Genomic DNA, 22,419 nt, shown 5'->3' with positions numbered 1-22,419 from the left:
TTTTAGGACGAGACAAACAGCTAGACTAGTCAGCCGATAATGTTTTAGCCATATCAGCACGGGCTTTACCGGCAGGTTTAATTGAACCTGCGCGTAAACCACTGTCTGGAATAGCTTCACGTTTATCGTGTGCCATAGCACCTGGTGTTGGTACTGGCTCGCTGTCTGCAACTGGTGCAGGTTTTGCCATTGCAGCGCTTGCTGAACCCTTAACTAACACTGTTCTTTCATTGTTAGGTGCTTGTTCAGCTTGCACTGGTTCGTCAGCTTTAACAGGCTCTTCAGCTTTAACAGGCTCTTCAGCTTTTACTGGTTCGTCAGCTTTTACTGGTTCGTCAGCTTTAACTGGTTCTTCAGCTTTTACTGGTTCGTCAGCTTTAACTGGTTCTTCAGTTGTTACTGGTTCTTCAGCTTGCACTGGTTCTTCAGCTTGTACTGGCTCTTCAGATTGTACTGGTTCTTCAGCTTTTACTGGTTCTTCAGCTTTTACTGGTTCGTCAGCTTGTACTGGCTCTTCAGTTTTAACTGGTTCTTCAGCTTGTACTGGCTCTTCAGTTTTAACTGGTTCTTCAGCTTTTACTGGTTCGTCAGCTTGCACTGGTTCTTCAGTTTTTACTGGTTCTTCAGCTTTTACTGGCTCTTCAGCTTTAACTGGCTCATCAGTGTTAGCTGATTCAGGCGCTTCAACTGGTTGCTCAGTTTGCGCTTGTTTAGCTTTTAATTCAGCTTCATATTCAGCAGCAGCTTGATCCGCAACAGGAATAAAGGCAGGTGTGTCACCTTTATCTTCATTTTGCTTTTCATCTTGCTCAGGACGACGACGGCGTTGTCCAGCTGCACGAAGGTGACGAGGTGAACGACGTGAGCGTGTGCGCGGCTGTGCTTGTTCATCATCAGCAACTGACTCAGCGTTTACATTTTGCTCCTCAACCGGTGTGTTGGTTTCTTCTGTTTTAACCGATTTAACGTCAGCTTTTGCAGGTTTTTCTGCTTTAACCTCAGTCTGTGCAGGCGTTTCAGATTTAACCTCTGGTACTACATCGTCTTTCGCTTCTTTCGCCTGTTTGGCAGGTTTTGCTGCTTTGTCTGTTTTCTCAGCCTGAACAGTATCACTGCTCTGAGTTGATTTTACTTCCTCGGCATTTTCGTCTTGTAAACGCACTTTCTTACGAATATTACGACGTTGACGGCGAACCTTAGGTTTAGTCTCTTTCGGTTGCTCCGTTTGCGTTTCTTGAACTGCCTCTGTTGACGTTGTTTCTACGTCATCAGTACGCTTTTCATTTCGCTTTCGGTTAGTCGAATTGCGACGGCGCTTATTACGGTTTTCGTTACTTTCTTTTTGCTCAGGAGCTGAAGTAGTGGCCGGTTTCTCTTCTTTCGCTTCAACGTCTGAAGGACGCTTATTACGAGAGTTGTTACGACGACGTTGGTTATTGCTTCTGCGACGGTTGTCGTTATTGCGACGGTTGTTGCTGCGCTGTTGTGCCGCTTTTTTCTCTTCTTGCTCTTTTTCAGTCTCTTCTTCAGAGTTGCTGAAGAGTGATTTAAACCATTTACCAATGGCTGCAAATAAACCACCGTCACTTTTCTTAACTTCTTGAGCTGGTTGTTCAGCTTTTGGAGCAGCTTGTGGCGCTGGGTTTGTTGGCATAACAACACCTTTTAACACAGGCTCTTCACGAACCGGTGCTGTGGGTGCTTTAGCCATTTCAAATGCTTCTGGCTCTGGTGCAACGACTTGCTCATAGCTAACAGTTTCAATCGTTTCATCTTTGCGTAAACGAACTACTTCATAGTGCGGTGTTTCCATGTGTTGATTTGGAATAATGACCACATCAACACTATGGCGTTTTTCAATACGGTGCACACTACGGCGTTTTTCATTTAATAAGTAAGCAGCTACCGCAACAGGTACTTGTGCGTTTACTTGCGATGTATTGTCTTTGATTGCTTCTTCTTCGATTAAACGAAGGATAGACAATGCAATTGATTCGTTTGAACGAATAGTGCCTTGACCATTACAACGCGGACACGGACCTTGGCTTGCTTCACCTAGAGATGGACGCAGGCGTTGACGTGACATTTCAAGAAGGCCGAAGCGTGAAATTTTGCCTATTTGTACGCGAGCACGGTCTGGACGTGCAGCATCTTTTAGGCGATTTTCAACTTCACGTTGGTGGCGAGGTGGTGTCATATCGATAAAATCGATAACAATAAGACCACCTAAGTCACGTAGACGTAATTGACGTGCAATTTCATCAGCGGCTTCTAGGTTCGTATTAAGCGCGGTCTCTTCGATATCACCGCCTTTGGTTGCTTTTGACGAGTTAATATCGATAGAGGTAAGCGCTTCTGTTGGATCAATAACGATTGAACCACCAGAAGGTAAGCGAACTTCGCGTTGGAACGCTGACTCAATTTGGCTTTCGATTTGGTAATGTGTGAATAATGGCACATCGCCTTGATAAAGCTTAACACGGCTCATGAAATCAGGGCGAAAGCGTTCAATATGCGCTTTAGCTTCTTCAAAAACACGGGCTTTATCAATTAAAATTTCACCAATATCACGACGTAGATAGTCGCGGATAGCACGGAAAATAACGTTACTTTCTTGGTGAATTAAGAATGGAGCAGGGCCGCTATCTGCAGCTTGTTGAATGGCATCCCAGTGAACTAAAAGCGCTTTTAAGTCGTAGTCTAGTTCCTCGAATGATTTGCCAACACCCGCAGTACGGACGATGAGCCCCATACCTTTAGGAAGTTCTAAACGGCTTAGCGCTTCTTTTAGTTCAGTACGCTCATCACCTTCAATACGACGTGAAATACCGCCGGCACGAGGGTTATTTGGCATAAGTACTAAATAGCTGCCTGCTACGCTTATAAAGGTTGTTAGTGCCGCGCCTTTTTGGCCACGTTCTTCTTTATCAACCTGAACAATTACTTCTTGGCCTTCTTTGATTACGTCACGAATATTCGGACGACCTTGGAATGTATAGCCTTGTGGGAAGTATGTGCGTGCAATTTCTTTCAGTGGAAGGAAACCATGTCTTTCCGCGCCATAATCAACAAAGGCTGCTTCTAGTGATGGTTCGATACGGGTAATTTTACCCTTGTAAATATTGGCTTTTTTTTGTTCGTGACCTGGGCTCTCTATGTCTAAATCATACAGGCGCTGGCCATCAACCAGTGCAACGCGCATTTCTTCTTGCTGCGTCGCATTGATTAGCATACGTTTCATATTGTTACTCTACTAATTTCTGTCGCTGACATGACGATATCATTTCGTCTGTTCAGTGGTTTTTGACGGTTATTCTTGTGCAATCTCACGACTGGTTAAAATCAAAAACCGACGTTGTTCGCTTACATTGAGCGTGTCTATGGTGTGGCTGACAATAACATGTTGTCACGTTATTAAATTCTTTTTGGTGCCAAAACTGCCGCGTCTTTCACGGTTTTAATTTACGAGTTCTGTTCCGAAGTCGACCATGTTCAAATTTTAATTCAATGTCTTGCTACAACAGCTTACTCTGAATGACGTTGTTACGTCGTCACTATCAGACAATTTATCTTGTTCAATTGCTTTTTCTATTCATTAATCAGCATTCGTGCTCAAATTATGCAGGCAATATATTACGCGCATCGCCGATAATTGAACGCTCGTGTTGGCTGGGTAATTATAAAAGCTTTGGAAAACTTAGCGCGGATCTGTATGATCGGCAACCCAGAATATGCATCACGAATGTTTTAATGTGGTAAAAAGCACCGTTGTTACTTGCAAACTTTATGTTCGCAGCGGTGATTATCCCACTATTACAACCGCGTTAGCAACTAAATTATTTACTTAAATCAGTGATTAGGCAATGTCAGAAAAAACCGGCTTACAAGTATCATTTGTTACCATAGGTGAAGACCACTTAGGTCAACGCATTGATAACTTTCTTATTACTCACCTGAAGGGTGTGCCTAAAAGTGCAGTTTATAAAATTCTTCGCAAAGGTGAAGTGCGAGTAAATAAAAAGCGCATTAAACCCGTTTATAAATTACAACTTGATGATGTTATTCGTATTCCGCCCATAAAAGTGGCCGAAAAAGATGAATTTGTGCCGAAAAAGCTAGATAAGGTTAAACAGCTTGAAGAGGCCATTTTATTTGAAGATAAATACTTGATGGTGATTAATAAGCCGTCAGGAATGGCGGTGCATGGCGGCAGTGGTTTAAGTTATGGCTTAATCGAGGCACTGCGAGTACTTCGCCCAGAAGAGCGCAGCCTTGAACTGGTTCACCGTCTTGACCGTGATACTTCAGGCTGTTTACTTATTTCAAAGCGCCGTTCTGTGCTTACACACTTGCATCAGCAGTTGCGTGAAAAAACCATGGAAAAAAATTATTGGGCACTGGTTGATGGGCAATGGGATGCGAAAACTAAAAACGTCACTGAAGGCTTACGTAAAAATACTTTAAAGTCTGGTGAGCGCGTGGTGCGTGTAGACAATACCGAAGGTAAACCGTCGCACACACGTTTCCGTGTTCTAGAGCGTTATGCAGAGTGTTCACTGGTGCAAGCGTCGCCGGTGACTGGGCGTACTCACCAAATCCGTGTTCATACGCAATGCAAAGGTCACCCAATTGCGTGTGATGATAAATATGGTGTGGCTGAATTTGATCAATACGTTAATAAGTTAACGGGGTTAAATCGGTTGTTTTTACATGCGCATGATTTACGCTTTATCCACCCTAAAAACGAAACAACGATGCATGTTGAAGCGCCATTAGACAAAGCGTTAAGTAACTGTATTAAAAAACTACGTGCTGATAATGAACAAATTTAAGCTGGTTATTTTTGATTGGGATGGCACAGTCATGGATTCTGTGCCGAAAATTGTTACGTGTTTGCAAAATACTGCCAAACAGCTTGGTATCGATATACCAACAGAGCAGCAAGCAAAAGATGTGATTGGCTTATCGCTAACCAAAGCGACTGAAGCACTTTTTCCTGCCTATTTACACTTAAATGATGAACTAGTCGCTGGCTATAAAGCCCAATACCGTGAGCTAGATGTCACACCTACACCGTTATTCGCTGATGTAGAAATGGTATTAAATCAGCTAAGCGACACAGGTGTGCAATTGGCTGTGGCTACAGGTAAAGGACGTGAAGGTATTGATAGATTACTTAATGAGTCGGGCCTCGGTAAGTATTTTATGAACGTAAAATGCTCAGATGATGCTATGTCAAAGCCATCCCCTGATATGCTGGAGCAAATTTTGCACGAGCAGGGCATAGCGAAAAGTGATGCTGTGATGATTGGCGATAGCCAATTGGATATGGCGATGGCGAATGCCGCTGGTATTGCCTGTATTGGTGTGAGCTTTGGTGCCCACAGTAAGGCACAGTTGCAACAACATGCGCCGATTACTGTCGTTGATTCGTATTGGCAGTTACTTAGCGTGTTGACATCTCATGCTGAAGAGTCAGTACATCAACACCAAACTCAGCCAGTACTTTAGTTAATGTGATCAGTGGCAGGCCAATAAGTGTATTTGGGTCATCGCCACTGAGCTTGTCAAATAAGCAAATACCTAATCCTTCACTTTTAAAGCTGCCAGCACAATTGTAAGGTTGCTCAGCATCGCAATATGCGCCAATTTGCTCAAGTGTTAGTGTTCTAAAAGTCACGTCGAATGGCACAACCGTCGTGATTGCGTTATTTGATTCTATATCGAAGACACTCAAACCCGTTAAGAATCTCACAGTATGGCCGCTAAATGCGGATAATTGCGCAACGGCGTTTTCTTTATTGTGTGGTTTACCTAGTATTTTATTGTTGAAAACGGCCACCTGATCAGAGCCTATCACTAAGCCATTGGTAAAATGTTCAACTGCGACACGCGCTTTTTGCTCACTTAGTCGCTTAACAAGTTGCGAGGGCGTTTCATTTTCTAGCGCTGATTCATCGATATCAGGTGAAAAACTTTCAAAAGGTAGATTTAATTTAGTTATTAATTGCTGTCTAAATGGTGAGCTTGACGCTAATATAAGTGTTGGTTTCATAAAATATTCTGGGTATAAAATGTCTTTTGGCAAGGATAAGCCACAATGAATCCGAAAACAAAGCAGAAGATCGTTAAAAACCGACTAAAATTGGTTTTTTACTTTGACTAACCAACTAACTATCTATATGATGCAGCCCCTATGCAAAAGGTGAAAATTCCCATCACTCTTCATCCCAGCAAAGCAGCACAACATCGTTTAACGTATGACGGTATTGTACCGCTTGAAAAACTTTCTCGTTTAGAGCAAGTTGTGCAGGAAGAAGCAGGTGAAATAGCGGTAAAGATTCATTGCAAAATTGATGACCAGGGTTTAGTAGTGATAAGTGGTAATTTATCAGTACATGTAACCGTAACTTGTCAACGCTGCAATGGTGAATTAGGGTTGGATTTGGATCAAGACTTTGTGTATTCGCCAGTCGGTTTGGATGCAGAGTCAGATCATCTTCCTGAAGGTTACGATGAAGTAGAACTGGACGAAAATGGCGAAATCAACGTGTTTGAGTTAATCGAAGACGAACTGATTTTGGCAATTCCTATAGTGCCTACACACAACGAAGCCTCGTGCAGTTATTCATCAGAGCCTACAAGCTTTGGTAAATTATCAGCAAAAGATGACAAACCAAATCCATTTGATATTTTGAAACAACTTAAGAAAGATTCTTAGGAGAAGACTAATGGCTGTACAAAAAAGCAAAAAGTCTCGTGCAAGACGCGGCATGCGCCGTTCACACGATGCGATCAGTGGTCCAACTTTAACTGTAGACCAAGTTTCTGGTGAGACTCACCGTCGTCACCACGTAACTGCTGACGGTTACTATAAAGGCGTTAAAGTAATTTCTAACTAAGAGATTGCTATATGCTGACCAATCTAACCATAGCGTTAGATATGATGGGGGGCGATTACGGCCCCCGTTCATCTATCCCCGCCGCCGTAAGAGCGGTAAATGCTAATACCAACTTAAGACTGATCTTATGTGGTAATCAGCAAGTTATTCTTAAAGAACTTGAAGCGCTTGATTCGCTTTCTCACCCGCGATTAATCATTCGTCATTGTAGTGAAGTTGTTACTAATGCGTGTGAACCCGCTTCAGCTGTTCGTTCAAAAAAAGATTCCTCAATGCGAGTTGCCCTTGATTTAGTTAAATCGGGTGAAGCGCAAGCCTGTGTAAGCTCGGGTAATACTGGCGCGTTATTTTTTATGGCGCATTATGTATTAAAGATGCTACCGGGTGTAAAACGACCAGCCCTTATTTCAGCCGTCCCTACTGAGCGAAAAGATCCCGTTTATCTATTAGATTTAGGGGCCAATGTGCATTGCGATGCGCAAACACTTTATCAGTTTGGCATTATGGGCTCTGTGGTCGCAGGACAAGCGCTTGGCTGTGATAATCCTCGCGTTAGTTTATTAAATATTGGCTCTGAAGACATCAAAGGGCATGAGGGAATAAAGCAAGCTGCACAACTAATGCAGCAATGTAAATATCTCAACTACACAGGTTACAGTGAAGGTAGCGATATTTTCAGTGGTAAAGCCGATGTGATTGTGTGCGAAGGATTCGTAGGTAATGTGGCATTAAAAACCTGTGAAGGGATTGCCAAACTTATCATGCATAAATTAACGAAAGCCTTACACAAACATTTTTTATACAAATGTTTGGCGTTTTTATTGCGTCCAGTGATAAAAAAGCTCTACAAGCGGGTGAACCCCGACCAGTATAATGGCGCAAGTCTGGTAGGATTGCGCGGTATTGTTGTTAAAAGCCATGGTAATGCCTCTGCAAAGGCGTTCCATGCTGCTATAGATGAAGCCGTGCGGGAAGTCGAACGCCAACTCCCTGAAAAAATCGCTGCGATTTTTGAGCAAACACATCCAACAATAAAGTAGTGCAGCATTTAAAAAACTTGTTATGCTGCCTACAAAAGAATTATTTTTTTGTTTAATGATAAGAGCAAAGTATGGCACATAAAATTGCACTCGTATTTCCAGGTCAAGGCTCACAAACTGTGGGCATGGTATCTGAACTTTTAGCCGATTCTGATATTGTTAAAGCAACATTTGCAGAAGCATCAGACGCGCTTGGCTATGATCTAGCTGCACTTGTACTTAATGGTCCAGAAGAAGAATTAAATCAAACCCATCGTACACAACCGGCCTTGTTAACTGCCAGTGTGGCAATTTACCGCCAATGGTTAGCAGCAAACCCTGATGCAGACGTTGTTATGGCTGGCCACAGTTTAGGCGAGTATTCAGCGCTTGTTTGTGCAGGCGTTGTTAGTTTAAGCGAAGCCGTCAAGCTTGTTGAAAACCGCGGTTTATATATGCAAGAAGCAGTACCAGCGGGTACCGGTTCTATGGCAGCTATTATCGGTTTAGGTGATGATGAAATTAAAGCCACATGTGAAGCATCGGCTAATGGCGAAGTGGTTTCACCAGTTAATTATAATTCACCTGGTCAAGTTGTTATTGCAGGCCACAAGGCCGCGGTAGAGCGCGCATCAGAAGCGTGTAAAGAAGCAGGTGCAAAACGTGCCTTACCGCTTGCTGTAAGCGTGCCTTCACACTGTGAGTTAATGAAACCTGCGGCAGAAAAATTAGCCGCTGATTTAGCAGCTTTAACATTTAATACACCTAAGTGTGATGTAATTAATAATGTTGACGTTAAAGCAGAGCAATCAAGTGAAGCAATTAAAGATGCGCTAGTACGTCAACTATACAGCCCAGTACGCTGGACTGAAACTGTACAGGCCCTTGTAGCGCAAGGCATTACACAAAGCTATGAATTTGGCCCAGGCAAAGTATTAACGGGTCTGGCTAAACGTATTGATAAAGCAATGGTATGCGCAGCGGTAAACACGCAAGCTACGATTGATGAAGCGAAATAAGTAGGAATAGAATGACAAATTTATTTTCTCTTGAGGGCAAAGTTGTCCTTATCACAGGTGCTAGCCGCGGTATAGGTAAAGCGATTGCGAATACCTTAGTGGCACAAGGTGCAAAAGTTGCGGGCACAGCGACAAGCGAATCAGGTGCTGCAAAAATCAGTGAGTACTTAGGCGATAATGGTAAAGGTTATGCGTTAAACGTGACTGATCCAGAGTCGATTGAAGCAACACTTGCTGCGATCAAAGCTGATTTAGGTGATATTGATGTATTAGTAAATAATGCGGGTATTACGCGCGATAATTTACTTATGCGAATGAAAGACGGCGAGTGGGATGACATTATTGACACCAACTTAAGCTCTGTTTTCCGTTTATCTAAGGCTGTTTTACGTCCTATGATGAAAAAGAAAAATGGCCGTATCATCAACATTGGTTCAGTTGTAGGCACGATGGGTAATGCGGGTCAAGCAAACTATGCTGCAGCAAAAGCAGGTGTGATTGGTTTTACTAAATCACTTGCACGCGAAGTGGCGTCTCGTGGTATCACGGTTAACGTTGTAGCGCCTGGATTTATCCAAACAGACATGACTGATGAGCTGACCGATGAGCAAAAAGCAGCCACGCTTGCAAATGTGCCAGCGGGTCGTTTAGGTCAGCCTGAAGAAATTGCAGCCGCAGTGTGTTATTTAGCATCTGACGCAGCTGCGTATGTATCGGGTGAAACATTGCACGTAAATGGCGCGATGTACATGGTTTAATGAATGTTAGCACCAAAGTGCTAACAAAAGATTATCGAAAAATGTTGAATTTTTTGTGATCTTGCTTTAAACATACTTGAATTCGCTATGAAAATAAGCGATAAATGAACAAATACCAATCAAGAGGTTTGACCAGATAAGTAATTATCAGCAAATCCTTGAATCACAGAATTATGCGGCGTAAACTACGCCGCAATCTGAAAATAACGCATTGGCGTATTTAATAAAGGAAAGAAGAATGAGCGACATCCAAGAACGCGTAAAGAAAATTATTATCGAGCAACTAGGTGTTAAAGAAGAAGAAGTAAAACATGAAGCTTCTTTCGTTGACGACTTAGGTGCTGATTCACTTGATACTGTAGAACTAGTAATGGCTCTTGAAGAAGAGTTCGACACTGAGATCCCAGACGAAGAAGCTGAAAAGATCACTACAGTTCAAGCTGCAATCGATTACGTTACAGCTCACGCTGAGTAATCAATCGCATTTTGATTTTAAGGGCAGCTTTAGGCTGCCCTTAGTCTATCTAAAGAATGATACTGAATATTTTGGTATACACCCCACCTAAAATAATTTCCTTATTGGAGGCAACCCGTGGCTAAACGTCGAGTCGTCGTAACTGGCTTAGGAATGTTGACACCGCTAGGTAATGATGTTGAATCTACTTGGCAAGGTTTGTTAAACGGTAAAAGTGGTATTCAAACTATCACGCATTTCGATACCTCAAGTTTCGGCACCAAATTCGCAGGTTTGCTGAATGACTTTGATGCATCAGCTTACATGTCACCGAAAGATGCAAAAAAAATGGATTTGTTTATCCAATATGGCATTGCAGCGGGTGTACAAGCACTACAAGATTCTGGCTTAGAAATCACTGACGAAAACGCGACACGCGTTGGCGTCGCAGTGGGTTCGGGCATCGGTGGTTTAACGTTAATCGAAGAAAACCACGTAAAACTATTAAACAGTGGTCCGCGTAAGCTTTCTCCGTTCTACGTACCGTCGACCATCATTAACATGATTTCGGGTCACTTATCGATCATGCATGGGCTACGTGGTCCTAATATCTCAATCGTTACGGCCTGTACAACAGGTTTGCATAACATTGGCCACGCAGCGCGTATGATTGCATACGGTGATGCTGATGCGATGGTTGCGGGTGGTGCTGAAAAAGCATCTACGCCAATTGGTATGGGCGGATTTAATGCAGCTCGTGCATTATCAACACGTAATGATGATCCACAAGCCGCATCTCGTCCGTGGGATAAAGACCGCGATGGTTTTGTTCTGGCCGATGGTGCAGGTGTTATCGTACTGGAAGAGTATGAGCATGCAAAAGCGCGTGGTGCAAACATATATGCAGAGCTTGTAGGTTTTGGTATGAGTGGTGATGCTTACCACATGACCTCACCGCCAGAAGATGGCGCTGGGGCAGCACTTGCTATGGAAAATGCGTTGAAAGATGCACAAGTAAATGCTGACCAAGTGGGCTACATTAACGCGCATGGTACTTCAACGCATGCAGGTGATAAAGCTGAAACATCGGCTGTTAAATCAATTTTTGGTGATGCAGCAAAAGATGTGATGGTTAGTTCGTCTAAATCAATGATGGGTCATTTGTTAGGTGCAGCGGGCTCTGTTGAGTCTATTATTACTATTTTGTCTTTACAAGACCAAAAAGTAAGCCCAACAATTAACCTTGATAACCCTGATGAAGGGTGTGATTTAGACTATGTACCGCACACGGCACGTGACGCTAAATTGGATTATGCACTGTGTAATTCGTTTGGTTTTGGTGGTACTAATGGCTCGTTGCTATTTAAAAAGGTATAATTGCCGGTAACAACGGACTAAATTAAGAAGAGCCCAGTTGTTTAACTGGGCTTTTTTATATGAGTAAATTTAAACAAACAATAATTATAACCAACGACCACACCATGGTCAGCTTTCAAGATCGTGGTCTTAACTATGGTGATGGCTTCTTCACGACGGCTCGCATTAATGATGCCAGTATAGAGCACTGGCCATTACATAAAGCCCGTTTAATAGAATGTGCAGCGCGCTTAGCATTCCCAACTTTAGATTTCATGGCAATAGAAAATGCCTCGCTTCAGGCCATAGGCGATATGCAATCAGGCATTTTAAAAATTGTTATTACCCGCGGCAGTGGCGGCCGAGGTTACGGCTTACCTGAAGCGCCTTCGATTCAAGTTCTTATCACGGTATTACCTGCTGTTGCACATTATAAAACATGGCAAGAGCAGGGGGTTTCACTCGCTATAAGCAGTATTAAACTTGCACATCAGCCTGTGCTTGCTGGTTTAAAAACCTTAAACCGCCTCGAGCAAGTGCTCATTAAAAATCAAATGAACACACTTAATTGCGACGATGTTGTGGTGCTTGATATTAATGACAATGTAATAGAAAGCTCTGCTGCTAATTTATTTGCGATAAAAAATGAACAGATTTTTTCGCCACAATTAAATAACTGTGGGATTACTGGGGTTTACCTAAAATCGTTATGTGCTAAGTTAGCAATTGAGTTTAAACAAATTAGCGTAGAAGAGTTATTAGCGATGGATGCGGTTTTTATGTGTAATAGCTTAATGGGTGTTGTGCCTGTTGCAGCCATTATGGATACACAGTTTGACATTACTCGAAGTAAAGCATTATTAGCGACCCAGTTTGCCAAGGAGAATGTGTGATAAAAGTCATTGTTAGCGTGCTTTTATTAGCATTGCTATGTTGTGGTATTGGCTATCAACAACTTCAAGCAGCATTGAGTATGCCATTAAATGTTACTAACAGCACTCTGTTTAAAGTGGACCGCGGAACAGGATTTAATCAATTATGCAAACAGTGGCAAAGTAAGCAATGGCTTGACAGTTGTTTTAAATTTCAGGTGCTTGCAAAGTTAGACCCGACCTTAACGGATTTAAAAGCAGGCTTGTATGAGCTTGATTCTACCTCTGTAATCGATAATATTCGCCGCATTAATCAAGGCGCTCAAGTCAGCTTTAGTTTTACTATTATTGAAGGGCAACCACTGAGAGAAGTAATTACCAACATTGCTAAGCAAACTCATTTAAAGCAAGACCTTGATGAAGAGAATTTAGCAAAGCAAATTAGCAATAAAGATGAAAATTTAGAAGGTTGGTTATTCCCTGATACGTACCACTATCATAGTGAAGACACGGCCAGCAGTGTATTAAAGCGTGCCTACTCTAAAATGCAAACAGAGCTCGATAATGCGTGGCAAAATAGAGCACACGATTTAATCTTGAACTCACCGTATGAGGCACTAATACTTGCCTCAATTATCGAGAAAGAAACAGGGCTTGCAAGTGAAAGGCCCTTAATATCGGCTGTTTTTACGAATCGGTTAAAGAGCAATATGCGCTTACAAACAGACCCAACGGTAATTTACGGCATCGGAGCCGACTTTGATGGTGATATTAAACGTAAAGATTTAACCACTTACACACCGTATAATACGTATAAAATTAAAGGGCTGCCGCCAACGCCGATTGCCATGCCATCGCGAGCGGCATTACTTGCAGCGGTGAATCCGCCTGAGTCAGAGTATGTTTATTTTGTGGCGAAAGGCGATGGGAGCCATCAATTTTCAAAAACATTGAAAGAGCATAATCGTGCTGTGCAGCAGTACCAATTAAACAAATAACCAGAATAGAGTCATATGACAGCGAAATTTATAGTGATTGAAGGTCTTGAAGGGGCTGGAAAATCAACGGCAATCGCCGTGTGCCAAGCTTACCTACAGCACAAGCAGGTTGAATTTATTAATGTACGTGAGCCAGGTGGTACCCCTGTGGCGGAAGCACTACGTCACATTGTAAAACAGGCCCATGAAGAGCAAATAACGGGTGAGACAGAATTGCTTATTATGTACGCTGCACGGTCTCAACTTGTTGCGAATGTTATTAAACCTGCAATCGATAAAGGGACCTGGGTACTGGGAGACCGTCATGATCTCTCATCGCAAGCCTACCAAGGGGGTGGTCGTGGTATTGAGCAATCAAAACTCTCTTTTTTGGCTGATATGGTTTTAAAAGGCTTAAAGCCAGACTTAACAATATATTTAGATATTGACCCTGCTGTGGGACTTGCACGTGCGAAGGGACGCGGAGAACTTGATCGAATTGAACAAGAAGCGCTCGGCTTTTTTGAACGTACACGTGAGCGTTATTTGGCACTTGCTGAACATGATCCCAGTATTCAAACTGTTGACGCAAATAAAGCGATGCCTGAAGTGCATGCTGCCATCACCACGGTACTTGATACCTTTTTTGAGAGTTTAAAATAATATGCCATTGCCTTGGCTTGAACCCTTACAACAGCAGTTAGCACAGAGCTACTCTCAGCATCGTTTTCACCATGCGCAATTGTTTAATGGTGATAAAGGGGTTGGCAAGCAGCGCTTAGTAGAGCAGTTAGCTGATGGTTTGTTATGTGCCTCAGCCAATAATTTGGTTGCCTGTGGTCATTGTAAAAGTTGTTTGTTAAATCAAGCAGGCACGCATCCCGATAAACGGGTGGTTAAAGTAGACGGGCAAACGATCGGTGTTGATGAAATTCGTGATATTACCGATTTTATAAACCATTCAGCTGCTCAAAACGGTAATAAGGTGGTTGTACTTGAGCAGTGCCATAAAATGACCACAGCCGCTGCCAATGCGCTATTAAAAACGCTTGAAGAGCCAAGTTTACACCGCTACCTATTATTAACCTGTGAACAAATCGCGCAATTACCTGCGACCATACTCAGTCGTTGTGCTGTGCACGAAGTGAAAGTTAATATAGAAACTACGACACAATGGTTAGCCTCCCTAGATATTCCTAATTATTCTTGGTTAGGTTTGTTTTCGCAACAACCACTCCTTGTAGAACAATGGCAAAATGAACAGCAATTAGAGTCTATTGATACACTCTATAAATTTGCAACTGAGATAAAAGACAGCCATAATTTCAGTGCGTTAGTCGACATACTGAATAAAGATACAAGTTTGGTTAATGTCTTTACTTTGTTTTTAACTGAGCATCTAAAAACGCAATTAGTATTGGGAATGGATTTTTTCAGCTATCAAAAAGCGCAATCTGCAATTTCTGAGTTTATTTATAACAGCTCACATGTGCTTGGTTTGAATATGCCGCTGGCCATTTCGCAACTAGCGTTTTCTTTACGTGAAAGCCATAATTAGGACATATTGTGCAAGAATTATTAGTAGATATCGAAGATTTAGAAGAATTATATCGCTGTTACATGCCTTTCATAAAAAATGGTGGTTTGTTTGTACGTACTAATATGCGGTTTGAAATGGGGCATTCATTGGCTTTAAAAGTGACATTACCAGATGCTTTAGAAGATGACGTAATTACTGGGAAGGTTGCTTGGATAACCCCACAAGGTGCACAAAGCTCGAATCCGCCAGGTATTGGTATAAGCTTTATCGACGATAAAACCAATTTAAATGCCAAGATCGAAAAACTGCTGGGTACTATGTTAAACTCTGACAATCCGACGTATACCATGTAAAAAAGTAGTACCATGATTGTAGATTCTCATTGTCATTTAGACCGTCTTGACTTCGACAAACTCGACCTTAATTTAGACCAAGTACTTGAAAACGCACGTGCAAAGCAAGTCGAACACTTTTTATGTGTTAGTGTGACTTTGGAGCAGTTTCCAAGCATGCTTGAAAAAATTAAAGATTATCCAGATGTATCCGCTTCGTGTGGCGTACACCCTCTTGATCAAAAAGATGCACTTGATAAACATCGACTGATCAACCTTGCTACTCACGATAAAGTCGTTGCAATTGGTGAAACAGGTCTTGATTATTATTACTCAAAAGAAACGCATATCGTTCAGCAAGAGAGCTTTGTTGGGCATATAGACGTTGCTAATGAGCTTAACAAACCCCTTATCATTCACACTCGAGATGCGCGTGAGGACACAATTAACCTGATGCGCGCTCATAATGCTGAAAAATGTGGTGGTGTACTGCATTGTTTCACTGAAGATTGGGATATGGCTAAGAAAGCGATTGATATGGGCTTTTATATTTCGATTTCAGGCATTGTCACATTTAAAAATGCCGTTGAACTAAAAGACGTTGTGAAGAAAATCCCATTAGATCGGCTCTTAATCGAAACAGATTCGCCTTATTTAGCTCCTGTACCATACCGTGGAAAAACAAACCAACCCGCGTATGTAGAAGACGTTGCGTATTATATTGCTGAGTTAAAAGGGCTTACTTTTAACGAATTGTCTAACGCCACGACAGATAATTTCTATTCACTGTTTAAGCAAGTAAAAAGGGCTTAACAATGACCGGCGTATCAAATTTACCTCAACTTATTATGGGGCCTATGGTACGCCGTGCAGATCCTCATCAAGTTTGTTTTCAGTTTGTAACAACCCGAAATAGTGATTATAGAATTGAGTTTGAGGGCCTTGAATCTACCTGTCATCATGAGGTCATTCAATTAGGCGAGGCTCTCTTTCTTCACTATGTCATTGTTTTACCAACCTCACAGCCATTTGGGGTTGATTCACTGATCTATTATTCACTTCATGATCGTGATAAAAGCCTCGATTTATCTGCATTTTGCTACGAACGTGCCGATTTTCCTGCATTTGTAATTCCTAATAGACTCGATAAAATCTTACATGGTTCGTGCCGTAACCCCCATCATCCTGCTAAAGATAGTTTGGTGGCAGCCGACACGTGGCAAAATGAGCAGCGACAATCGCTAAGCGCGGGTGCTGATTTACTTTTGTTATCGGGTGATCAAGTATACGCAGATGATGTTGCAGGGCCGATGTTACTGGCGATAGAAAAAATCATAACGCTGTTTGGGATCTTTAAAGAGCCGCCGCTTAAGCTCAATTTACCCGCTTGTTTTAGCGAACAGCTTTATAGTCGCCACCTTTATTTACCTAAAGTGCCTTGGCAAAATCGCAGCAAATGGGGAGTCGGTTATTGGCTTAAAAAAGATGAGCCTCATTTTTCTAGTTTAAAAGCTGAAAATCATTTAGTACATTTTCAAGAGTTCATTGCACTTTATATACTTAACTTTAGTGCTGTTTCGTGGCAGCTAATTGATTTTGCACAGACAGATTGCCCAACACTGCCGCCTAAACAAGCCACGCAATTTCAGCTTGAAAAGGATGCACTCCTTGGCTTTGCGGATGGGTTGAATAAAACACAGCGGTTGTTTGCTAATGTATCAACCCTGATGATGTTTGACGACCATGATGTTACAGATGACTGGAATTTAACGGCAGGGTGGGAGCACGCTATCTATCAACACCCAGTCAGCCGACGAATCGTTAATAACGGCTTAATAAGTTATTGGTTAATGCAAGGAATTGGTAATGATGCGGGTGAAAAAACGCTGTCTTTGTTATCTGCGTTCACAAAAAGCTTTGACGGCCAAACATGGCAGTTCAAAGAGTTCGATAAGCTGATCCTCAATTTCAATTATTGGCATTACGAGCTCAATACCATTCCTAAAGTGGTGGTGCTTGATACGCGCACCCATCGCTGGCGTAATGAGCAAAACTTTAATGAGCCTTCAGGTTTACTCGACTGGGAACGCTTAACCGAACTTGAAGAAAGTTTACTTTCGCATGATAAGGTTATTATCGTTTCTCCAGCGCCCGTATTTGGGGTGAAATCAATAGAAGCGATTCAGGCTATGTTTAATTTTTGTGGTCAGCCTTTATTAGTTGATGTTGAAAACTGGATGGCTCACGAAGGCTCTGCTAAAAAGTTACTCGATACATTTCGGCGTGAAGATACACCGAAAGAAACATTAATTCTTTCTGGCGATGTCCATTATTCATTTTGTTTTTCTGTTCAAAAGCGCTTTGGGAAACATAAAAACCGTATTTGGCAATTAACGGCCAGTGGTATTAAAAATGAGTTCCCGCGAAAACTTATTAACGTACTCGATAAGCTTGATTCAATTTTATATGCCCCGAAAAGTCCCCTTAATTTTTTTACTAAGCGCTGGCAGATGGAAGTTGATAAACATCAAACTAAAGGCGACGGGCAAAAATACCTTGTAAGTAATGCGGCTATCAGCTTGATTGAACTTAATGACGGGTTGCTTGCAAAGTATGAGCTTATTCACGCTGATAACCAAATTACTGAATTTGATTTAAATGATCATTAATCAATTTCTTGTCGGTTAGCTTTTACATATTTAGCCACGTTACTCACGGTATCAAGCCAAAAACCATTGTCTGGGTTTTGTAAATACACGATAAGCTTCTCAAGTGCTTCGCTGTCTGTGGTGTACTGACTGCTTTTACCCACCTCATGCCCCGCAAGAATAATCCAGCTGTTATTTGTACGGTGCTGCTCAAGCATGGTTTTTATTTGTTCAAAGGTAAGGCCATCAATCGCTAAGCTAGTAAGCTGAGTAAAATCGGTAAAATTAGGGTTGTTGGCGGTTTCATCTAGCCAAGTTCGACCTGTTTCGAAGTGCCTGGCAATAACAGGCACATAACTTTTTGTGTTAGCACCACGCCCTACAAATGTGTTTCCACACGGATATGCGAACGAGGTTGGTTCAATGCCCAACGTATGCTTGATATAGTCTTGCGCTTTTAGAATATCTTGTTCTATGCCTTTGAGCGTAATTTGCTCAAGAGAAACCCCCTGTTTACGCAACCACTCAAAATTGCCGGTGCATAAATGGCTGGTAGTGTGGTTCGCTATCTCATGCCCAGACTTTACTGCCACTTGCCATTTTTCAACGCGTTCTTTGACATTAAAAGGGAGACATAAAAGGTGGCCTTAACCTGATACTTGTCTAATAGTGCTAACCCTGTGTCTACCTGACTGTGTCTGGCATCATCAAAGGAAATACTAATGGCGTTCTTTGCCTTATTAGGATAGCTAAAGCCTTCGTATTGGCTGTTTTTTGCAATACTTTGGAAGCTTATAAAAACGGGAAGTAATACACACAGCGGTTTTAACATGGAGGATCCTTTTTAGTTATTTTATTAATGAAATCAAAAAGGATTATGTTTGGCTATGCGACTTTTGAATAAAAAACGCCCAGAACGAATCCGCATTGTTCTGGGCTTAGGGGGTGGCTCTTGCGAGCCTGCGCTAACTTTAAAAAAACACCTTCTAAATTCAGTAGGGAGAAGTAGAAAGTACTTTTAAGTGTAGTTAATGAGATGAAAATTGCACTATAAATGTACAAATTTTATACTGATTTAAAATCAAGTTGTTACCTTTGTTTACCCAAAGTAGAACCGTGTTTATACAGCGTTTATTCGCATGTTATACCCATGTTATCAACTGGGTATTTTGCACGAGATCGCGTGGTAAAGAGTTTTTAATTTTATTTTTTTGCCATTTACCTAAACCCACGGGACAGCCACACAGCAATAACACAACTTCACCATTGTCTTGAACCGGTTTCTCAAGACGGATATCTTTACCATTGAAGTAATCATTTGCTTGAGAAGCTGTCATTTCATAAGTGTTTTTATCGCAATATTGGCCAAATACTGTGGCAAACTCATGCGTTAAGCGCACACCCCCTTTGTGGATCACACCAATTTGGATTCCTAAGCGGGAATATTTGATTTTATCTTGAAGTGCATTAAAGGATTCAGGAAATAACCAAAGTTCTTTGTCACGCTGCATTAAGCTGCCTGGCAGTGATTTTAGACCGAACTGTTTTTTAATTGTTTGCATAAATGCTTGGCTTTGTTTTTTATCAAACGCCGTAAATGGAAATGCCCCTTTTTTGACTTTTTGATTCGGGTTATCAACTGAGGCTACTTTTTTGAATTTTGCGATAAAGAAGCCTTCGCTATCGTATGTTTGTGGCCATACGTGTAAGTAGCCCTCAGGGGTTGTCGCCTTATTTGCCCCTTCGAATAAACAATCAAGTGGCTGTACTTCAACACAGTTAGGAAATGTGTCTAATAAATACTGACAAACATGCTGGTTTTCAAGTGGGGTTAGGGTACAGGTTGAATAAACGAGTGTACCGCCAGGCTTCAATGCATAAAACGCACTTTTAATGAGTGCTTTTTGAACCGCTGCAATATCGATGTTAGATTCAATGGACCAATTTTTAAGGGCGTCTGCATCTTTACGAACGGTGCCTTCACCAGAACACGGTGCGTCGAGTAAAATGCTATCAAAGCATTCATACATGTAATCACCAAAGATCACACCATCAAAATGTGACAGCGCACAGTTACCCACGCCCATGCGTTTAAGTGTGGCAGCCAGTACTTTTAAGCGTGATGACGACAATTCATTCGCGACTAAAACCCCTTGATTATTCATCATGGCGGCAATTTGTGATGTTTTAGAACCCGGCGCCGACGCCATATCAAGTACCGCATCGCTGTGCTGTACTTCTGTTCTAAGTGCAACCGGGGGGAGCATTGAACTTGCTTCTTGTACATACATAGCGCCACTTAAATGCAAGTCAGTATTGCCTATGGCAAGAGCGGATTCCTCTTCGCTTGGTCGCGTTAACCAAAACCCTTCTTCGCACCACGGAATGGCCGTTAACTCCCAGCCTTTGCGTGCGCATTGGCGCTGAAACTCTTCAACAGACATCTTTAATGTATTAACGCGTACAGAGCGTCTGAGCGGGCGCCTACAGGCAGCAATAAAATCGTCTAGGGATAAATGTGCAGGAAGGTAGCTTTTTACATCATCAATAAATGAATCGGGAATAAATGTATTAGCGTCCACGAAAGGGCTCTCAAGTCACGTGATAATGTGCTGATCATATCATTTTTGATGTGTACGGGGGACTTTTTTATAGTTTTACACGTATGACTAAACTGTCGACACTTCCCCCCTATAAACACTGTTTATGGTCAATATTTTCAAAAGATATCACTTTATGTCGACATTTAGCTGTTTTTTTAGCCTGTTTTCATGGTCTGAAGGTTGACAGTTTATACGATAGCGCGCATAGTGACGTTATTAATTGTCGACAATCTAAATTCAGCACGTTTAAAGAAGTGACTATGACAGAGCAAAAAGCCAACGATAACTATAACGATATCACGATAACGACAGCGTCAGACCAAGTGTTTGTCGACATGCGCCGTGAAATAGTTCAAGGCACTATTGAACAGGGTAGTAAAATTTCTGAGCCTGAACTTGCGAAGCGTTATGGCGTTAGTCGCGCTACATTACGTGAAGCACTTAATCGTTTAGAAAGTTGCTACTTAGTTGAACGTAAAGCAAACGTGGGTTGTCGTGTTGTGGCACTGACTGCTGAGCGACTTATTGAAGTGTATCAGGTTCGTAGTGCGCTTGAAGGTCTTGCGTGTCGTTTAGCTGCCGACAATATGGAGCCACAAGAAGTGCAAGGTTTAAAGCAGTTACTTAATCAACACTTGCAAACACAACGTGTCAAAGAAGGTGAATCTTACTACCAAGAAGCGGGTGACCTTGATTTTCATTATCGCATAATCAAAGGCTCTAAAAACGCACACTTAATTCATCTTTTATGTAATGAGTTGTATCAGTTAATCCGTATGTACCGTGTACAAATGGGCATGGCGGGGCCTCGCGTATCAAAGGCTTTTGATGAGCATCTTGCAATTATTAATGCCATTGAAAATCATGATGGGGAGTTAGCTGAAATGCTAATGAAGCGCCATATAAGCGCTTCTCAGGCCAATATACAGACTAAGTTTGATTTACACGCGGCAAAAAAATAGCCGAGTTGTCGTCAAACCGTCACAGATTAATTTTAAAAATTAGACACAGCCAAAGAGCTGTGACCGTTCAAAGATAGGAGTTATCCAATGTCAGCAGGATTAAAGTTCAAACAGGCGATAGCCAACAATAAGCCACTGCAAGTGGTCGGCACTGTCAATGCGTATTGTGCCATGATGGCTGAAAAAACAGGCCACCAAGCGTTATACCTCTCAGGCGCTGGTGTGGCTAATGCATCATACGGCATGCCAGATTTAGGCATGACCAGCCTAGACAACGTACTTGAAGATATTCGTCGAATTACCAGCGCTACCGACTTACCGCTTCTTGTTGATGCCGATACAGGCTGGGGCGGGGCATTTAACATTGCGCGTACAGTTAAAGAAATGACGAAAGCGGGCGCGGCGGGTTTTCATATTGAAGACCAAGTAGCACAAAAGCGCTGTGGTCATCGTCCAAATAAAGAAATCGTTTCTAAAGATGAAATGGTTGACCGTATTAAAGCCGCGGTTGATGCAAAAACGGATAGCGATTTTTACATTATGGCGCGTACTGATGCATTCCAAAAAGAAGGCCTAAATGCAGCTATCGACCGTGCAGCAGCTTGTGTTGAAGCGGGCGCTGACGCAATTTTTGCTGAAGCAGTTCATGATTTAGCCGATTATCAAGCGTTTGCGAAAGCGTTAAATGTGCCAATCCTTGCGAATATCACAGAATTTGGCCAAACACCGATTTATACCAAAGAGCAGTTAAGTGAAGTGGGTGTTGAAATGGTGCTTTACCCATTAAGTGCATTCAGAGCCATGAACAAAGCAGCACTTAACGTGTATGCATCTATTCTTAACGAAGGCTCACAACAAAGCCAAATCGATAATATGCAAACACGTGCTGAGTTATATGAGTTTTTAGACTATCACTCATATGAAAATACACTTGATAACCTTTTCTCAGCTAAAAAATCATAACGACAACATTGAAG

Annotated in this window: 23 protein-coding genes; 18 read left to right on the top strand and 5 right to left on the bottom strand. The window is 42.0% G+C overall.

Going from position 1 to position 22,419, the window contains the following annotated elements:
- Window positions 1–25: 25 nt before the first annotated feature.
- The gene (gene rne, locus GZH31_RS09130) at window positions 26–3,241 is read right to left on the bottom strand and encodes a ribonuclease E (protein WP_180310889.1); all 3,216 of its coding nucleotides are present in this window, start codon (window positions 3,239–3,241) and stop codon (window positions 26–28) included.
- Between the two features lie 622 nt (window positions 3,242–3,863).
- Here rne and rluC point away from each other — a divergent pair.
- On the top strand, window positions 3,864–4,832 hold the full coding sequence (gene rluC, locus GZH31_RS09125) for a 23S rRNA pseudouridine(955/2504/2580) synthase RluC (protein ID WP_180310888.1): 969 nt from the start codon (window positions 3,864–3,866) through the stop codon (window positions 4,830–4,832).
- Window positions 4,819–5,511, top strand: coding sequence for an HAD family hydrolase (locus GZH31_RS09120; protein WP_180310887.1), 693 nt, complete (start codon window positions 4,819–4,821; stop codon window positions 5,509–5,511). The genes rluC and GZH31_RS09120 overlap by 14 nt, the downstream gene beginning before the upstream one ends.
- Here GZH31_RS09120 and GZH31_RS09115 read toward each other — a convergent pair.
- Window positions 5,447–6,055 (bottom strand): nucleoside triphosphate pyrophosphatase, encoded by a 609-nt coding sequence (locus tag GZH31_RS09115; protein ID WP_180310886.1) that lies wholly within the window; start codon window positions 6,053–6,055, stop codon window positions 5,447–5,449. The two genes, GZH31_RS09120 and GZH31_RS09115, sit on opposite strands and share 65 nt — an antisense overlap.
- A gap of 141 nt (window positions 6,056–6,196) precedes the next feature.
- On the opposite strand from GZH31_RS09115, the gene yceD reads away from it, so the two are divergent.
- The 14 genes from yceD to GZH31_RS09045 all read left to right on the top strand — a co-directional run bounded on the left by yceD (window position 6,197) and on the right by GZH31_RS09045 (window position 17,898).
- Entirely contained in the window at window positions 6,197–6,721 is a 525-nt protein-coding gene (gene yceD / locus GZH31_RS09110; RefSeq protein WP_036967966.1) for a 23S rRNA accumulation protein YceD, read from the top strand.
- Window positions 6,722–6,731: 10 nt separating this feature from the next.
- Complete coding sequence (gene rpmF, locus GZH31_RS09105) at window positions 6,732–6,902, top strand: 50S ribosomal protein L32 (RefSeq protein ID WP_036967969.1); 171 nt, start codon at window positions 6,732–6,734, stop codon at window positions 6,900–6,902.
- An 11-nt stretch (window positions 6,903–6,913) separates the two neighbouring features.
- Complete coding sequence (plsX, locus tag GZH31_RS09100; RefSeq protein ID WP_036967971.1) at window positions 6,914–7,942, top strand: phosphate acyltransferase PlsX; 1,029 nt, start codon at window positions 6,914–6,916, stop codon at window positions 7,940–7,942.
- A 71-nt stretch (window positions 7,943–8,013) separates the two neighbouring features.
- Window positions 8,014–8,940 carry an ACP S-malonyltransferase gene (gene fabD / locus GZH31_RS09095; RefSeq protein WP_180310885.1) on the top strand — a complete coding sequence of 309 codons (927 nt, stop codon included), beginning with the start codon at window positions 8,014–8,016 and terminating at the stop codon, window positions 8,938–8,940.
- Between the two features lie 11 nt (window positions 8,941–8,951).
- Window positions 8,952–9,698: a 3-oxoacyl-ACP reductase FabG gene (gene fabG / locus GZH31_RS09090; protein ID WP_036967976.1), complete on the top strand. Its 747-nt coding sequence runs from the start codon at window positions 8,952–8,954 to the stop codon at window positions 9,696–9,698.
- Window positions 9,699–9,936: 238 nt separating this feature from the next.
- On the top strand, window positions 9,937–10,173 hold the full coding sequence (acpP, locus tag GZH31_RS09085; protein WP_016707440.1) for an acyl carrier protein: 237 nt from the start codon (window positions 9,937–9,939) through the stop codon (window positions 10,171–10,173).
- Window positions 10,174–10,290: 117 nt separating this feature from the next.
- Window positions 10,291–11,529 (top strand): beta-ketoacyl-ACP synthase II, encoded by a 1,239-nt coding sequence (fabF, locus tag GZH31_RS09080; protein WP_036967982.1) that lies wholly within the window; start codon window positions 10,291–10,293, stop codon window positions 11,527–11,529.
- 59 nt (window positions 11,530–11,588) lie between these two features.
- A complete protein-coding gene (pabC, locus tag GZH31_RS09075) occupies window positions 11,589–12,401 on the top strand; it encodes an aminodeoxychorismate lyase (protein ID WP_180310884.1) in 813 nt (270 codons plus the stop codon).
- Window positions 12,398–13,378 carry an endolytic transglycosylase MltG gene (gene mltG, locus GZH31_RS09070; protein WP_074989391.1) on the top strand — a complete coding sequence of 327 codons (981 nt, stop codon included), beginning with the start codon at window positions 12,398–12,400 and terminating at the stop codon, window positions 13,376–13,378. The genes pabC and mltG overlap by 4 nt, the downstream gene beginning before the upstream one ends.
- A gap of 15 nt (window positions 13,379–13,393) precedes the next feature.
- Window positions 13,394–14,020, top strand: coding sequence for a dTMP kinase (gene tmk, locus GZH31_RS09065; protein WP_036967991.1), 627 nt, complete (start codon window positions 13,394–13,396; stop codon window positions 14,018–14,020).
- Window position 14,021: 1 nt separating this feature from the next.
- Complete coding sequence (locus GZH31_RS09060) at window positions 14,022–14,915, top strand: DNA polymerase III subunit (protein WP_118844363.1); 894 nt, start codon at window positions 14,022–14,024, stop codon at window positions 14,913–14,915.
- Between the two features lie 8 nt (window positions 14,916–14,923).
- Window positions 14,924–15,250, top strand: coding sequence for a PilZ domain-containing protein (locus tag GZH31_RS09055; protein ID WP_036967997.1), 327 nt, complete (start codon window positions 14,924–14,926; stop codon window positions 15,248–15,250).
- 12 nt (window positions 15,251–15,262) lie between these two features.
- Window positions 15,263–16,042: a TatD family hydrolase gene (locus GZH31_RS09050; RefSeq protein WP_180310883.1), complete on the top strand. Its 780-nt coding sequence runs from the start codon at window positions 15,263–15,265 to the stop codon at window positions 16,040–16,042.
- 2 nt (window positions 16,043–16,044) lie between these two features.
- Entirely contained in the window at window positions 16,045–17,898 is a 1,854-nt protein-coding gene (locus GZH31_RS09045) for an alkaline phosphatase D family protein (protein ID WP_180310882.1), read from the top strand.
- Here the strand turns inward: GZH31_RS09045 and GZH31_RS09040 are convergent.
- From GZH31_RS09040 to rsmF, 3 genes are all read right to left on the bottom strand, one after another.
- Complete coding sequence (locus GZH31_RS09040; RefSeq protein WP_257473645.1) at window positions 17,895–18,470, bottom strand: polysaccharide deacetylase family protein; 576 nt, start codon at window positions 18,468–18,470, stop codon at window positions 17,895–17,897. The genes GZH31_RS09045 and GZH31_RS09040 overlap by 4 nt on opposite strands.
- Entirely contained in the window at window positions 18,461–18,709 is a 249-nt protein-coding gene (locus tag GZH31_RS20000; RefSeq protein ID WP_257473644.1) for a polysaccharide deacetylase family protein, read from the bottom strand. Before GZH31_RS20000 ends, GZH31_RS09040 begins: the two co-directional genes overlap by 10 nt.
- A gap of 310 nt (window positions 18,710–19,019) precedes the next feature.
- Window positions 19,020–20,459 carry a 16S rRNA (cytosine(1407)-C(5))-methyltransferase RsmF gene (gene rsmF, locus GZH31_RS09035; protein ID WP_180310881.1) on the bottom strand — a complete coding sequence of 480 codons (1,440 nt, stop codon included), beginning with the start codon at window positions 20,457–20,459 and terminating at the stop codon, window positions 19,020–19,022.
- Window positions 20,460–20,740: 281 nt separating this feature from the next.
- Here rsmF and GZH31_RS09030 point away from each other — a divergent pair, with 281 nt between their 5' ends.
- Both GZH31_RS09030 and prpB read left to right on the top strand, forming a co-directional pair.
- A complete protein-coding gene (locus GZH31_RS09030; RefSeq protein WP_036968009.1) occupies window positions 20,741–21,442 on the top strand; it encodes a GntR family transcriptional regulator in 702 nt (233 codons plus the stop codon).
- Between the two features lie 87 nt (window positions 21,443–21,529).
- Window positions 21,530–22,405 (top strand): methylisocitrate lyase, encoded by an 876-nt coding sequence (prpB, locus tag GZH31_RS09025; protein WP_036968012.1) that lies wholly within the window; start codon window positions 21,530–21,532, stop codon window positions 22,403–22,405.
- The last annotated feature ends 14 nt before the right edge of the window (window positions 22,406–22,419 follow it).

Origin of the sequence: Pseudoalteromonas sp. JSTW (assembly GCF_013423925.1) — a bacterium.
GTDB lineage: Bacteria > Pseudomonadota > Gammaproteobacteria > Enterobacterales > Alteromonadaceae > Pseudoalteromonas > Pseudoalteromonas lipolytica.
The sequence above is the reverse complement of the archived record's forward strand: the minus strand, read 5'-3'. Positions and strand labels throughout refer to the sequence as shown.

Excerpts from the sequence above, each read along its gene's own strand:
- rne (WP_180310889.1), bottom strand. The coding sequence starts at position 3,241 with ATGAAACGTATGCTAATCAATGCGACGCAGCAAGAAGAAATGCGCGTT.
- rluC (WP_180310888.1), top strand. The coding sequence starts at position 3,864 with ATGTCAGAAAAAACCGGCTTACAAGTATCATTTGTTACCATAGGTGAA.
- GZH31_RS09120 (WP_180310887.1), top strand. The coding sequence starts at position 4,819 with ATGAACAAATTTAAGCTGGTTATTTTTGATTGGGATGGCACAGTCATG.
- GZH31_RS09115 (WP_180310886.1), bottom strand. The coding sequence starts at position 6,055 with ATGAAACCAACACTTATATTAGCGTCAAGCTCACCATTTAGACAGCAA.
- yceD (WP_036967966.1), top strand. The coding sequence starts at position 6,197 with ATGCAAAAGGTGAAAATTCCCATCACTCTTCATCCCAGCAAAGCAGCA.
- rpmF (WP_036967969.1), top strand. The coding sequence starts at position 6,732 with ATGGCTGTACAAAAAAGCAAAAAGTCTCGTGCAAGACGCGGCATGCGC.
- plsX (WP_036967971.1), top strand. The coding sequence starts at position 6,914 with ATGCTGACCAATCTAACCATAGCGTTAGATATGATGGGGGGCGATTAC.
- fabD (WP_180310885.1), top strand. The coding sequence starts at position 8,014 with ATGGCACATAAAATTGCACTCGTATTTCCAGGTCAAGGCTCACAAACT.
- fabG (WP_036967976.1), top strand. The coding sequence starts at position 8,952 with ATGACAAATTTATTTTCTCTTGAGGGCAAAGTTGTCCTTATCACAGGT.
- acpP (WP_016707440.1), top strand. The coding sequence starts at position 9,937 with ATGAGCGACATCCAAGAACGCGTAAAGAAAATTATTATCGAGCAACTA.
- pabC (WP_180310884.1), top strand. The coding sequence starts at position 11,589 with ATGAGTAAATTTAAACAAACAATAATTATAACCAACGACCACACCATG.
- tmk (WP_036967991.1), top strand. The coding sequence starts at position 13,394 with ATGACAGCGAAATTTATAGTGATTGAAGGTCTTGAAGGGGCTGGAAAA.
- GZH31_RS09060 (WP_118844363.1), top strand. The coding sequence starts at position 14,022 with ATGCCATTGCCTTGGCTTGAACCCTTACAACAGCAGTTAGCACAGAGC.
- GZH31_RS09050 (WP_180310883.1), top strand. The coding sequence starts at position 15,263 with ATGATTGTAGATTCTCATTGTCATTTAGACCGTCTTGACTTCGACAAA.
- GZH31_RS09045 (WP_180310882.1), top strand. The coding sequence starts at position 16,045 with ATGACCGGCGTATCAAATTTACCTCAACTTATTATGGGGCCTATGGTA.
- GZH31_RS20000 (WP_257473644.1), bottom strand. The coding sequence starts at position 18,709 with ATGTTAAAACCGCTGTGTGTATTACTTCCCGTTTTTATAAGCTTCCAA.
- GZH31_RS09030 (WP_036968009.1), top strand. The coding sequence starts at position 20,741 with ATGACAGAGCAAAAAGCCAACGATAACTATAACGATATCACGATAACG.
- prpB (WP_036968012.1), top strand. The coding sequence starts at position 21,530 with ATGTCAGCAGGATTAAAGTTCAAACAGGCGATAGCCAACAATAAGCCA.